The sequence below is a fragment of the Arthrobacter sp. AFG7.2 genome, assembly GCF_002892835.1.
Taxonomy (GTDB): domain Bacteria; phylum Actinomycetota; class Actinomycetes; order Actinomycetales; family Micrococcaceae; genus Arthrobacter.
On record NZ_PJMB01000004.1, the window covers coordinates 202123 to 215810 of the forward strand.

Genomic DNA, 13688 nt, shown 5'->3' on the forward strand with positions numbered 1-13688 from the left:
AGGTCTCTCCCGCATGACTGATTAACTGATCACCAATTGCTATCATTTGATCATGAAGACCGACGAGCGGCACCGGCGCATTGCTGAGATCCTCCGGGAACGGTCCGAGGTAACGGTGGATGAACTGACGGTTGCCTGCGAGGCCTCGGGCGCTACGATCCGGCGGGACCTTGAGGTCCTGGCGGGCAACGGAGTCCTCCGGCGGGTGCATGGCGGCGCGCGCAGCCTGATTGGACGCGGGGAGAATCCCGGTTACGGGCAGCGGGAGCTGGAGGACCAGGAGACGAAGAAACGCATTGCCGCCGCGGTGGCACGGCTCCTCCAGGAACGGGAACACGTCTGGTTGGACAGCGGAAGCACCGCCACGGAGGTGGCACGGGCACTGAGCGGCAAGGACCTTACCGTTATGCCCATGTCGATGCGGTCGCTCACCGTGCTCACTGCCGACGAGGCCACTGCCGGGGTGCGGCCAGGCCTGCTGTTGCCGGGCGGAAGCCTTGTCCCTGGCGAACTGAGCTTCCGCGGTCCACTGGCAGAATCTAACATCCGCTCCCTGCGCTTCGACACTGCGGTTGTGACGCCGTGCGCAGTGGACCTCAAGGACGGACTCCTCGCCCATGACCTCGACGATGCGGCGGTAAAACGCGCAGGCCTGGAATCTGCCGGGCGGGTAGTGGTGGCCGCGTCCGCATCCAAGTGGGATGCGCACGCGCGGGCACTGGTATCAGGCCTGGCGCGGGTGGATGTTTTAGTAACAAACAAAATTTTCAGCGCCGAAGAACGCGCGCACCTCGACAAATACTCCCTGGAAGTAGTCACTGTATGAGCATCAACACGGGCACGGCGCAGCATGCTGGACTGAAAGCGGCCGCAGCGGCCACCTTCGTGGTCTTTGGAATCAACGGTCTCGTCTTCGCAAGCTGGGCCGCCAGGATCCCTGCCGTCACCGAGACCCTGGAGATCACCTCCGGGCAGATGGGCACCCTGCTGCTGTGCACCGCCATAGGGTCACTGCTGGCCTTGCCCACTGCAGGACTGGTGGTGGGCAGGATCGGCACCGCCAACACGGCTCGCTTTGGTGGCGTGCTGGCCGCCCTGGCGGGAGTCGGAATTGCCTGGTCGCTCTCGGCTGCCTCCATCCCCGCCACGGGCGTTGCGCTGTTCTTCTTCGGGATAGCGATCGGCCTGTGGGACGTCTCCCAGAACATCGAGGGTGCCGACGTGGAGCACAAGCTGCGGCGCACCATCATGCCGCAGTTCCACGCAGCCTTCAGCGGCGGCGCCTTTATTGGCGCACTGATCGGCGCGGGACTTTCCAATGTGGGCGTCGGTTTGCCCCTGCACCTGCTGGTCATCGCCGGGCTTGTGGCCGTGGTGATGCTCGTTGCACCGCGATACTTCCTGCCCCACGCACCGGCGGCCACAGCGGAGGGAGAACCTCAAACAGTCAAGGGCACCTCAGCCTGGCGTGACAGCCGGACACTGCTCATCGGCGTCGTGGTCCTGGGAGCCACCCTCACGGAGGGGGCGGGAAATGACTGGATCGCGAAAGCGTCGGTGGATGGGCTGGGTACTTCCGAGTCCACAGGAGCCCTGATGTTTGCCCTGTTCGTGCTCGCCATGACGGCCATGCGGTTCTTCGGCGGACGGGTCATCGACACGTACGGACGCGTTGCCGTTCTGAGGGCGAGCATGGCTGCCGCGGCGGCGGGACTGTGCCTCTTTGTACTCGCCGGAAACGTCTGGCTGGCTGCAGTGGGGGCCGCACTGTGGGGCGTCGGAGCCGCGCTGGCATTCCCCATGGGCATGTCTGCTGCTGCCGACGATCCTAAGCATGCCGCAGCACGGGTTTCTGTTGTATCCACGCTGGGGTATATATCCTTCCTTGCCGGACCGCCCCTGTTGGGTTACCTCGGTGACCTGACGGGCATCCACCTGGCGCTCCTGGCTATCCTTGCGCCGATCCTCCTCGCCCTGGTACTGGCAGGAGCAGCCAAACCCCTCAAGGTGGCATAACAGGGAGCCCATGTCGCGCCAAGGATCCGGGATTCCGGCATTCCTCCTGAAGGTAGGGTGATGGAATGCAGAGGATAGGGCGTGGAAGCCGTCGCTGGATCAGCCGCGTGGACAGATACCTGGTAAGGCATGTCTCGGACCTGCCGGGTGGGAACCACGACGATTTCTTCCGCCGCCTTTCCGCTGCGGCCAATCACGGAAAAGTCTGGATCGCTGCGGCAGCGGTGATGTCAGCCTTCCCTGGACGGCCACGCCGCGCTGCCCTGCACGGGCTCATTGCCCAGGCAGTGGCCTCGGCAGTAACCAACGGCGTCTTCAAAACGCTTCTCCCACGGACCCGGCCCCTGCCAGAGCATCTACCGGTCTTCCGGTTTGTCCACCCGCAGCCCACGAGTTCCTCCATGCCGTCCGGCCACTCGGCGTCGGCCGTAGCCTTTGCTGCAGGAGCAGGGCTGGTCCAGCCCGCCATCGGTGCTGCGCTGGCCCCGGCGGCAGTGGGGGTAGCCTATTCGCGCGTTCACACCGGAGCCCACTGGCCATCGGATGTTTTGTTCGGCTCCGCCCTGGGTGTTGGCGCCGCACTGCTGACGCGCCGGTGGTGGCCTGTGCGTCCGCCGTTTCCCCCGGTGGCGCGGACCTGGACTTCTGCTCCGGAACTGCCCGGCGGCATGGGACTCAGTATCGTGGTCAATACACTGGGCGGCTCTTTTACCGAGGAAACCGCCGCCGCCCTGCAAGAAGTATTCCCTAAAGCGCATATTAGGACCGTGCACCCGGGCGGCGACCTGGCGCAGGAGATCCGGCTGACAGCCGGGCATCCCGGGACCCTGGCCCTCGGTGTCTGGGGCGGGGACGGGACAGTGGGAGCAGCGGCCGCTGCCGCCGTCGAAAGGTCCCCTCCGCTGCTGGTCCTGCCGGGCGGGACCCTGAACCACTTTGCCAGGGACGCAGGGACCGGGAGCCTCAAGGAGGCAGTGGCGGCTGCGTCCAGGGGAGAGGCCGCGCTGGCAGACATCGGAATTGTATCGGTAGAGCGGGGACGGTCCGGCAGCAGCGAAGCGGCGCAGCTGACCATGCTGAACACCTCCAGCGTGGGCCTCTATCCGGACTTCGTCCGCCGCCGCGAACAGCTTCAACCCGCGCTGGGCAAACCGCTGGCCGGTGTGGTGGCGATGTTCCGGACTTTCAGTGCCGGCACTCCAACCAGCCTCACCGTTGACGGCAGGCCGCACAGAGTATGGATCGCCTATGTAGGCAGGGGCCGGTACTACCCGCGTGACCACGCACCCCTGCTGAGGCCGGTGATGGACGACGGCGTGCTCGACGTCCGCATGATCACAGCCGATGAATCCTTCGCCCGGATGCGGCTGCTGTGGTCGGTGCTCACAGGTACCGTGGCCACCTCGCGCATCACCCACCTTTCAGAGGCAACGAACGTGCGAATTGCCGCAGGCGGATCCCCCATTGCCGTGGCGGTTGACGGTGAAGCATTGGCAGGCGTGCGCAGCGTCGAGTATTCAGTACGCCGCCGTGCCCTTGCCTTCTATTCTCCCCACCCCTAGGGGTTCCGGTACCGGTCATCCAAGGGGACTACCCTGAACCGCCCCTGAATCATCCCTGGGACCGGCGAAATCCGCCGCGGGCATCGGTAGCGTGGTGCGTACCAGTTTGCTCAAACTTCCCGCAGCCTGCAGCTGCCATTCGAAGGAATACTCCATGATTGAGGCAACAGGGCTGACCAAGGTCTACGGCGACAAAACAGCCGTCGACGGGGTCAGCTTCACCGTACAGGCAGGCCGCGTTACGGGCTTCCTGGGACCCAACGGCGCCGGCAAGTCCACCACCATGAGGATGATCATGGGGCTGGACCGGCCAACGTCTGGTTCCGTCACCGTGAACGGGGTGCCGTTCGCGCAGCATGCAGCGCCGCTGCGTGAGGTGGGCTCACTCCTTGACGCGAAGGCCGTCCACACCGGCCGCACCGCGTACAACCATCTCCTGGCCATGGCCGCCACCCACAGTATTCCCAGGAAGCGGGTTCAGGAGGTCATCGAGATGACCGGCCTGGGGGAGGTTGCGAAGAAGAAGGTGAAGGGGTTCTCCCTGGGAATGGGGCAGCGGCTCGGCATCGCTGCCGCCCTGCTGGGCGACCCGCAGACCATCATCCTCGACGAACCCGTCAACGGCCTCGACCCGGAGGGCGTGGTGTGGGTGCGGAACCTGGTGAAGTACCTGGCGTCAGAAGGGCGCACCGTGTTTCTGTCCAGCCACCTGATGAGTGAAATGGCCATGACGGCAGACCACCTGATTGTCATTGGCCGCGGCAGGATCATTGCCGACGCCCCCATCAGCGAGATCATCAGCGGCAAGGGCCAGTCACGCGCCCGTGTGCGGACGGACCAGCCGCAGCAGCTGATGCGCCTGCTCGCCGCCGACGGCGTCTCCGTTGAGGTCCAGGACCACGAACTCCTGGAGGTCACGGGCCTGCCCGCCAGGGAGATCGCCAGGACTGCGCTGGACCACCAGATCATGGTCTACGAGCTCACTCCCCTCCAGGCGAGCCTTGAGGAGGCGTACATGGAACTGACCAAGGACGAGGTTGAGTACCACTCCCTCATCACCACGGGAGCCGCGGCGCCCACCCAGACCGGAGGACAGTAATGAGTACGGCAGCACTTCAACCCCGCAGGCAGGACAGCAAGGTTGGTCCCGGCCCCAGTTTCCTGCGCATCCTCAACTCTGAGTTCATCAAGTTCCGGACCCTGCTCTCCACGCTGATCCTGGTGGGGTCAACCGTGCTGGTGATGGTGGGCTTTGCGGCCCTGAACGCGTGGGGCATCGGGCAGTTTTCCGAAGCGTCAAATAACGACCCCGAGGCCGCAGCGGCCTTCGCCGCCCAGGGCGCAGACCTGACGGTGGGCATTCCGACGTCGGGCATCGCCTTTGCCCAGCTCATCATCGGATCCCTGGCGGTTCTGCTCATGAGCTCGGAGTTCACCACGGGCATGGCACGGTCCACTTTCGCGGCCGTCCCCAAACGCACCCCGGCCTTCATCGCCAAGCTCCTGGTGGTGACCGTCTGCGCCTTCGTGGTGACCGTCGTGTCGTCCTTCCTCGCGTATATCGTGGCTACTCCTATCCTTGACAACTACGGCTTTGACATCGACCTTGGGTCCGACCACTCCCGCAGGCTTCTGCTGGTCAGCGGCCTCTACGTGGCAGCAGTGGCAGCCATCGGCATGTCCCTGGGCACCCTCCTGCGGAATTCGGCCGGGGGCATCATGTCACTGGTGGGGCTGTTCTTCGTGGTCCCCATCGCCTTCCAGCTCATCCCCGGTGAGTTCTTCGAGGAGGCGCGGAAGTACCTGCCGGACAACCTTTTCAACCGGATTGTGACAGCTGCTCCCGCCGAAGACGCCCTGGAGGTCTGGCAGGCCTCCATGTGGCTCGGAGTGTGGGTAGTGGTTCCGGTGGCGGCAGCGATGATCGTGCTGAAGAAGCGCGACGTCTAGCACGGCCCGAACATCGTCGAAGCGGACGCATGAACTATAAGGCAGTCACTCAGGACGCGCCGGCCGGACAGGCCGACGCGTCCTTTGCCGAGCTCACGGCCAGGCGCAAAGGGCGGCTCCGCAGGTACCTGCACCGGCATCCCCTGGTGATGGACGCCGTGGTGGCAGGCAGCTACAGCCTGCTGGTGGCCCCCACCGTGGTGGACTCCGCCGCATCCGGCAACTGGCTCGCAGCCGCCCTGCTGGCGCTGGTGGCATGTTCGATGTTCCTGCGGCGTTTCTATTCAGTGGGCCTCGTGGCCTTCGTCGCGGTGGTGGAAGTGGCGGTCACCCTGCTCCACCCCTGGGGCTCCAACGTTTCGGCGGGACTGTGGTTCTCGCTCTACGCCGTGGCCGTGGCGCACACGCGCCGATTCGCCCTCATCACCATGGCTGCAGCCACAGCCCCGCTTGCACTCCTTTACCTCCTGGCGGCGGTTGGACCCATGGAGAATTCCTTCGTCCATGACACCGGCGTCAACCCAGGCGACTTCCACCTCCTGACCAGCATCGCCACCGGCGCCACCATCGCCTTGTCCAACATCCTGGCCACCGGCATCGGTATCAGCGTCCGGCAGCGACGTGAACACGAGCAGGAGGTTGCCGCGTGGGCTGCCCGGAGCGCCAGCCTTGCCTCCGTCAACGAACGGAACCGCATCGCCCGGGAAATGCACGACGTCGTGGCCCACTCGCTCACCGTGATGATCAGCCTGTCTGACGGAGCCGCCGTCGTCGTCCGGAAAAGCCCGGAGCGCGCCGGCGAGGTGCTCGGCGAACTGTCCCGGACAGGAAGGACCGCCCTGGCCGACATGCGCCGGGTCCTGGGTGTCCTGCGTGATGATGCCGGAACCACCGCGCCGAGGCTCGCGCTTACTACCGGAGACAGCCTCACCAGCCTGCTGGAAGGCTTCCGCACCGCGGGCTTGCCCCTGCATTACTCCCACACCGGACCGGCCTTGCCTGATGACGCCGCTTTCCAGCTCACGGTGTACCGGATCGTTCAGGAATCGCTGACGAACGTGCTCCGCTACGGCCGGTCACTGAGCAGGGTGGATGTTACCGTTGTCCGCGCCGGGTCCACCGTCACCATCGAAGTGCTCGACGACGGCGCCGGGGCCACTGGCCACACCGTCCCCGATGGAAGCGCAGCCCCGTCCGCTGCTTCCTACGGATCCGGGCAGGGTCTGGCAGGAATGGCTGAACGCTCCCGCATCTATTCCGGCTCGGTGGAAGCCGGGCCCAGCGGCCGGGGCTGGCGTGTACACGCCGTTCTGTCCTGGCCTGGCGACGGCACTGCCGGGTCCTACCGCCCTTACGAACTGCAAGGCAAAGAATGACTGAGACTGCACCCATCAATATCCTGCTGGCCGATGACCAGCCGCTGCTGCGGATGGGCTTCCGCCTGATCCTGGAGGGTGAAGACGACCTCAGGATCGTGGGGGAAGCCTCGGACGGTGCCGACGCCGTGCGGCAGGTCCGGGAGCTCAAACCGGACGTGGTGCTGATGGACGTCCGCATGCCCGTGCTGGACGGCATCGAGGCCACACGCGCCATCACGGCCGCCGGGTCCTGTGCCCGGATCATCATCCTGACCACCTTCGACGTGGATGAGTACGCCTTCGCCGGCCTCCAGGCAGGGGCGTCCGCCTTCCTCCTCAAGGATGTGGCGCCGTCGGAATTGATCCATGCCGTCCGGGTAGTGGCCAGCGGGGATGCCGTGGTGGCACCGCGCGTTACCCAGCGCCTGCTGGAAACGTATGTGCGCGGTTCCGCCCGCCCGGCCCCGCCAGCCTCTGCCCCCGATCCCCTGCTGGCGGACCTGACTCCACGGGAAACGGAGATGCTCGAAGCGATGGCCGAGGGACTGTCCAATGCCGAGATCGCCCACCGGTACTTCCTCTCGGAAGCAACAGTGAAGACCCATGTGCGGCGCATCCTCACCAAGCTTCACCTCCGGGACAGGGTCCAGGCAGTGGTTTACGCGTACGAAACCGGCCTGGTGGTGCCGAGCAACCCGGACTACTGAGGCCAGGGCCGAACGCCGTCTAGACTCGAGACCATGCCTTCTCTTGCCTCCGCCGCAGACCACATCCAGGACCTTGGCGCCTATGTCAGCGCGTCGCCGTCGAGCTTCCATGCAGTGCATGAAGCGGCCCGCCGGCTTGAAGAAGCGGCGTTTATGCGCCTTGACGAGCTGGAGCCGTGGGAAGGCGGGCCGGGACGGTTCTTCATCATCAGGGACGGCGCGCTGATTGCCTGGGTAATCCCCGAAGGGGCCGGTCCGGCCACAGCGTTCAACATCCTCGGCGCGCACACCGATTCGCCCACCTTCAAGCTCAAGCCGAAGCCCACCACCGGCGCCCACGGGTGGCTGCAGGCAGGGGTGGAGGTGTACGGCGGCCCGCTGCTGAACTCCTGGCTGGACCGTGAACTGCAGCTCGCCGGACGCCTGGTGACGCTGGACGGGACAGAGCACCTGACCGCGACGGGGCCCATGCTCCGGTTCCCGCAGCTTGCAATTCACCTGGACCGCGCAGTCAATGACGGCCTGGCCCTGGACAAGCAACGCCACATGAACCCGGTATGGGGGCTGGGCAACCCTTCGAACGCCGACCTGTTGGCAGTGCTCGCCTCGCATGTTTCGGGTGCTTCCGTGGATCCCGCCAGGATTGGCGGGTACGACGTCGTCCTTGCAGACACGCAGCCGCCTTCAGTTTTCGGCGGCAACGGTGAGTTTTTCGCCTCCGGGCGGCTCGACAACCTTTCCTCAACCCATGCCGGGCTGGCAGCGCTGACCGCGCATGCCGCCTCACCGGGTCCCGGCACTCCGATTGCTGTCCTGGCAGCATTTGACCATGAGGAAATCGGTTCCAACTCCCGTTCGGGCGCCTGCGGCCCCCTTCTCGAGGACGTGCTGGTGCGGATTTCGGACGGACTCGGGGCCACAGCGAGCCAGCGGCGGCAGGCCCTGGCAGCGTCCTTCTGCGTGTCCGCCGATGCCGGACATGCGGTGCACCCCAATTACGCGGAGCGGCACGACCCCGCCAACCACCCGGTGCTCAACGGCGGTCCGCTGCTGAAAATTAATGCCAACCAGCGCTACGCCACAGATGCCGGTGGCGCCGCGTTCTGGGCGCGGCTGTGTGGAGAGGCCGGTGTGCCGTACCAGGAGTTCGTGTCCAACAACGCGATTCCCTGCGGCTCTACCATCGGTCCGCTGACTGCCACCCGACTGGGGATCCGGACTGTGGACGTGGGGGTGCCGCTGCTCTCCATGCACTCCGCGCGGGAACTCTGCGGTGTGGAGGATCCCTGGCGGCTGGCCGCGGTGACGCAGCTGTTTTTCGGGACCGCTTTCTAGCGGATGGGTTCCTTGCCGAAGGCAAAAAGGGGCTGGTCGATCTCGTGGGCGGGAACGCCGACCCACGTTTCGCCGGCGGGGACATTGCTGAGGACGGCAGCGCCCATCCCCACGGTGGCATAGTCGCCCACCGATGTCCTTTCGCGGACACTCGAATTCATGCCAAGGGTGGCAGCCTTCCCAATCCGGGCACCGCCGCCCAGTGACACGCCCGCGCCGAACGTCGCAAAGTCCGCTACGTCGTCGTCATATGCGAACGTGACCGAGGGCATTGCCACCACATGCGAGCCCAGGGTGACGGCGGCCGTCAGGGTCACATTGCGCAGCAGGATACTCCCGCGCCCGATCCGGCACCCTTCCGGGTATTGGACGGAAGGATCCACGGCGGTGCCGTACCGCGATTCGTGGATGCCGAGGGACGTGAGGCGCTCCACCACGGCCTCCCGCGCCCTCCCGGACGCCAGGCACACCAGCAGGAAGGCATGGGTGTAGTTTGCGGCGTCATCAATGCTGCCCAGGACCGGCGCCCCATCAACGGTAACCCCTGCCATCTCCTTGTCGTCATCCAACAGCCCAACGACGTCGTACTGGCCACTGCTCCGGACCATCGCCAAAACCTCACGGGCGAGGCCGCTCACGGAAATGAGGATCAGTTCGCTCACGTGCCCACCGGATGCGCTGCGTTCCGGATGGCATTGATGACACGGTTGATGCTGGAGGAGTCGATTTCGTGGAAGACCGGGAGGACCAGGGTGCGGTCGCTCAACCGCTCCGTTGACTGCAGCCCGGCGTTGCCGTTGTCCCTCCAGCGGTAAGCGGGCTGGCGGTGTGCTGCAGACGCGCCGCGCCGCGCTGTGATCCCGGCATCGGCCAGCCGTTCCAGCAGGGATTCGCGGGTAGTGGGAAACCCAGGGAGGACTTCCAGCCACAGGGACTGGAAATTCGTTGTGCCGTAGGGAGGATCCGACACTATGCGCAGGCCCTTCAGGCTCTTGAGCGCCTCAATATACATGGCTGCGATTGTCCGCCGGCGTTCCACCATCTCCGGCAGGCGCCGGAGCTGGATAATTCCGACGGCGGCCTGCAGGTCAGTCATCCGGTAATCGAACCCCACTTCGAGGCAGACCTCGCGGGGTGAGAGGAACAGTTCTTCGCGGTTGAGCGCGGCGAGGCTGCTTGAGTGTTCCCGCAGCGCCCGGGCCCGGGCTGCCCAATCCGCCCGCCGGGTTGTGAGCATCCCGCCCTCGCCGGTGGTCAAAATGTGGTTGGGATGGAAGGACCACACGGCTATATGGGCGCCGGCGCCCACTGGCTTGCCCTTGTACTGCGAGCCGACAGCGCACGAGGCATCTTCGATGACAGTGATTTCGTGGCGGTCACAAAGGTCCCTGATGGGGTCCAGGTCCACGGGAACACCGCCCTGGTCCACCACGATCACAGCCCGCGTGTCCAGGGTCAGGGCAGCGTGGATGGTTTCAGCAGTCACGTTGCCGGTGGCAGGATCAACATCGCAAAAGACAGGGCGTGCTCCCACATAAGTCACGGCGTTGGCTGTAGCAATGAAAGACAGTGACGGCACAACCACATCGTCACCCGGGCCGATCCCGGCCACCACCAGCGCAAGATGCAGGGCGGTAGTGCAACTCGATGTGGCCACCGCGAAGCGGGCTCCCTGCGCGGCTGCGAAGTCGCCCTCGAACTCTTTGACTTTCGGGCCCTGCGTGACGCAGCCGGAGAAGACCACTTCGGCAAGGGCATGTACTTCCTCTTGCCCCAGCCAGGGCTTCATCACTTCGATGCGGGCAACAGCTGATTCGGTGGCCACGAGGCACCATCTTTCCTAGGAGGAACAGGATGAAGAACGGCGGCATGTTTCATCTGGACCACAAAACACTCTCCAGCCATGACCCTGCAGCGTGCTGCTGGTAATCCTCCGGCCCGGGCACGTGAATACTCGAGGCCTGGCCCTCAAGGCCCCTGCTGCGGGTCACGGCCTCCAACATGCCAAGTACCCGCAGCCCGGACGTGTTGGTGGACAGCGCTTTCTGCTGGCCGCGGGCACGCCGGGCAAACTCAGCAGCCACGCGGTCCCGTGCCTCCTGCCCGAAGATGGGCACCGGTCCTTCTTCAGCCGGCACCTGAAGTGCGCCCGGCTCTGCCCAGTAAGGGGACCGGCGCCGCTGCTGGCTGGATGAATCAGAGTCGAAGATCCCCAGTTGCTCCTGCTGAAGCATGGCGTCCCACACCAGGACAAGCTGGGAACCTGCGATGACCAGCTGATGGCTTTTGACGCGGCTCAGGTTGTTGACGTGCAGGTGCACCGTGGCATCGTTGGGAAGCCTGAAATTCACGTGGCCAACGCAATCGCGGCCGGTTCCCAGCGGGTCACCGCCGAGGGCTGAAACCCCCTGGGGGTTGAGGCGCCCGGCAAAGACGTAGTCAAGCAGCGCAAGGCTGTCCGGGGCGAGGTCCCAGAAGACGTCCCGGTCAGTCCGGACCAGGCTGCTTTCGGTCCGCACCGCTTCGACAAAGAGGATATCGCCCAAGGATCCACTGCTTACCAACTTCTGCATCTTTTGCACAGCTGGTTCAAAACACTGGGCCTTGTTTGCCATCAGGACAACACCCCTGGCGTCCGCCTCGGCAGCCATCTCCTGCCCGCGCTCCAGGCTGTCCGCCAGAGGCTGTTCCACCAGGACGTGCTTGCCGGCCCGCAGTGCCGTCATTCCTGTTCCGAACAGGGCGCGGAGGGGGGTGGCGATCGCCACTGCATCCACTTCCACGCTGTCCAGCAACTCATCAATGGCCTCAAACCAAGGCGATCCGCCCAGCTTCTCCGAGACGCTGCCGGCCCGGCGGGAGTCCACGTCGCAGATCGCGGCCAGGTCCCAGTCCGGGCTGGCCTGGAGGGTTTCGGCCATGCCCGCTCCCCGGGAACCGGCGCCCACCACCGCGATGCGCAGCCTGTCTGCGTCTTCGCGGTCCCTGCCGTGGCTGAAGTCCTTCGCGAAAGCTTCCATTCTTTTCCTCTTTGTCAGTAGGCGCCGGAAGGCTGGATGACGGCCCGGAAAGTCCGCCACAAGATCAGCAGGTCACCTGGAATCGACCAGTTTTCGACGTAGTACAGGTCCAGGCGCACGGCCTCGTCCCAGTTCAGGTCGGACCGCCCATTGATCTGCCAGAGGCCGGTGAGGCCTGGCTTAATGAGGAGGCGCCGGTGGGTGTGCCGCTCGTAGCCGCTCACTTCGCGTGCAAGGGGAGGGCGTGGCCCCACCATGCTCATATCGCCGAGGACGACGTTCCAGAGCTGCGGCAGTTCGTCCAGGGAGTACTTGCGCATCCAGCGCCCGCACCGCGTGACCCGGGGATCGTTACGGATTTTGAACAGGACCCCGGCACCTTCGTTGTTATTGTTCAAAACCGACAGGCGTTCTTCCGCGTCCACCACCATGGACCTGAACTTGTACATGCCGAACGTCTGGCCTCCCTTGCCGATGCGGTCCTGGCGAAACAGGATGGGGCCCGGGCTGTCCAGCCGGACAATAACGGCAAGCAGCAGCAGCAGCGGTGAAAGTGCGGTGATAGCGGCACCGGCAAGTGCCACGTCCATGACCCGCTTGAGCACGTGTTTGCCGCCGGAATACTGGGGGATGTCCACGTGCATCAGTGGAAGCCCTTCCACGGGACGCCAATGGATACGGGGCCCCGCGACATTCGTGAGGGTGGCTGCCAGCACCATCTCGGCGGAGCACTCCTCCAGCCTCCACCCCAGTTCCCGGATGAACTTGTTCCCGCCCGGGAGTGGTCCGGCAACTATCACGGCATCCGCCTGGGCGAGCCGTGCAGTCCGGGCAATGTCATCCGTGGAAGAAAGAACCGGCACCAGCTGCTCGCCCACGCGCAGCCGGGCGCCGCGGCGGGAACCGGGCAGGCACACGCCGAGGATCTTGTAGACGGGGCCGGACTTCTTTTCGATCTGCTGGACGACGTAACGGACGTCCTCAGGCTCACCGACAACGATTGCCCGTGACAGGTGCCGTCCCTTGGCCTTTTCCGTCGCCAGCCGGCGGCGGAATAGCCAGCGGTTTGCGGTCAGGGACAGGATGCCCACCGGTAAAGACACGGCGAACATGGTGGCGCCGCTTTCGATTGAGAAAACGACGGAACCAATGGCAATCAATCCAAAGAGACGGAACGTGGCGGAAATGACCCGCTTATATTCGTCCGCACCGACGCCCAGAACCTTGGGATCGCGCGTCCTGTAGATTTCCAGAGCCGCGATCCAGATCAGTGCCAGTGCAAGGCTGGCCGTAATTCCTGCAGCGGTGGAGGTCCTGCTCAGGAGCCCTGGACTGGCAAGGTGGTAGCCGAGAGCCACGGCCCCGGCGATCAGGAGTGAGTCCGTGACACGCAGGAGGTTGATGTGGACTGAAATCCAGTCGGCGGAGGAGGCTTTACGGCGAAGTGCCGGCGGCACGAGGCTGACGGCGGGGCGGTAACCCGGCGAGACCGCCGGGACGGGACCGTCGCCTGCCAGGGCAGGACGTTCGCCTGCCAGAGTGCCGGTGAGCGGTGAACCTTTGGTCCCATAAAACATTGGACGCCGCTGCCCGGTGACGGGTGCTTCTGCCATGGTGACCCCTTCCGGTATGTCCGCTTGTGTCCTGGCCGTGAAGTAAAGCTAGTCACGGCGAACCCAGTGCGGAGGGTTTACGCGGGCCCTTTGTGGGTCCCGCAAAGGAATATTGTGGATAATGCGG

At 65.0% G+C, this 13688-nt stretch carries 12 protein-coding genes; 8 read left to right on the plus strand and 4 right to left on the minus strand.

The features are described 5' to 3' along the window. The first annotated feature begins 52 nt into the window (after positions 1-52). The 8 genes from CXX84_RS09345 (at position 53) to CXX84_RS09380 (ending at position 8928) form a co-directional block, all read left to right on the plus strand. A complete protein-coding gene (locus tag CXX84_RS09345; protein ID WP_102976616.1) occupies positions 53-826 on the plus strand; it encodes a DeoR/GlpR family DNA-binding transcription regulator in 774 nt (257 codons plus the stop codon). Beyond that, the gene (locus tag CXX84_RS09350) at positions 823-2016 is read left to right on the plus strand and encodes an MFS transporter (RefSeq protein ID WP_102976433.1); all 1194 of its coding nucleotides are present in this window, start codon (positions 823-825) and stop codon (positions 2014-2016) included. Before CXX84_RS09345 ends, CXX84_RS09350 begins: the two co-directional genes overlap by 4 nt. A gap of 65 nt (positions 2017-2081) precedes the next feature. Continuing rightward, on the plus strand, positions 2082-3578 hold the full coding sequence (locus tag CXX84_RS09355) for a bifunctional phosphatase PAP2/diacylglycerol kinase family protein (protein ID WP_102976434.1): 1497 nt from the start codon (positions 2082-2084) through the stop codon (positions 3576-3578). Between the two features lie 154 nt (positions 3579-3732). Further along, positions 3733-4677, plus strand: coding sequence for an ABC transporter ATP-binding protein (locus CXX84_RS09360; protein ID WP_102976435.1), 945 nt, complete (start codon positions 3733-3735; stop codon positions 4675-4677). Beyond that, complete coding sequence (locus tag CXX84_RS09365) at positions 4677-5528, plus strand: ABC transporter permease (protein ID WP_102976436.1); 852 nt, start codon at positions 4677-4679, stop codon at positions 5526-5528. The genes CXX84_RS09360 and CXX84_RS09365 overlap by 1 nt, the downstream gene beginning before the upstream one ends. A 29-nt stretch (positions 5529-5557) precedes the next feature. Beyond that, positions 5558-6904 carry a sensor histidine kinase gene (locus CXX84_RS09370; RefSeq protein ID WP_189337551.1) on the plus strand — a complete coding sequence of 449 codons (1347 nt, stop codon included), beginning with the start codon at positions 5558-5560 and terminating at the stop codon, positions 6902-6904. Next, positions 6901-7593, plus strand: a complete 693-nt coding sequence (locus tag CXX84_RS09375) for a response regulator (RefSeq protein ID WP_102976437.1) — start codon at positions 6901-6903, stop codon at positions 7591-7593. Before CXX84_RS09370 ends, CXX84_RS09375 begins: the two co-directional genes overlap by 4 nt. Positions 7594-7626: 33 nt before the next feature. Further along, positions 7627-8928, plus strand: a complete 1302-nt coding sequence (locus tag CXX84_RS09380) for a M18 family aminopeptidase (RefSeq protein ID WP_102976438.1) — start codon at positions 7627-7629, stop codon at positions 8926-8928. On the opposite strand, the gene CXX84_RS09385 is transcribed toward CXX84_RS09380, so the two are convergent. The 4 genes from CXX84_RS09385 to CXX84_RS09400 all read right to left on the minus strand — a co-directional run bounded on the left by CXX84_RS09385 (position 8925) and on the right by CXX84_RS09400 (position 13525). Next, on the minus strand, positions 8925-9590 hold the full coding sequence (locus CXX84_RS09385; protein ID WP_102976439.1) for an acetyltransferase: 666 nt from the start codon (positions 9588-9590) through the stop codon (positions 8925-8927). The two genes, CXX84_RS09380 and CXX84_RS09385, sit on opposite strands and share 4 nt — an antisense overlap. Continuing rightward, on the minus strand, positions 9587-10717 hold the full coding sequence (locus tag CXX84_RS09390; RefSeq protein ID WP_102976617.1) for a DegT/DnrJ/EryC1/StrS family aminotransferase: 1131 nt from the start codon (positions 10715-10717) through the stop codon (positions 9587-9589). Before CXX84_RS09390 ends, CXX84_RS09385 begins: the two co-directional genes overlap by 4 nt. Positions 10718-10802: 85 nt before the next feature. Next, entirely contained in the window at positions 10803-11948 is a 1146-nt protein-coding gene (locus CXX84_RS09395; RefSeq protein ID WP_102976440.1) for a Gfo/Idh/MocA family protein, read from the minus strand. 14 nt (positions 11949-11962) lie between these two features. After that, positions 11963-13525 carry a sugar transferase gene (locus CXX84_RS09400; RefSeq protein ID WP_411266206.1) on the minus strand — a complete coding sequence of 521 codons (1563 nt, stop codon included), beginning with the start codon at positions 13523-13525 and terminating at the stop codon, positions 11963-11965. Positions 13526-13688 lie beyond the last annotated feature (163 nt).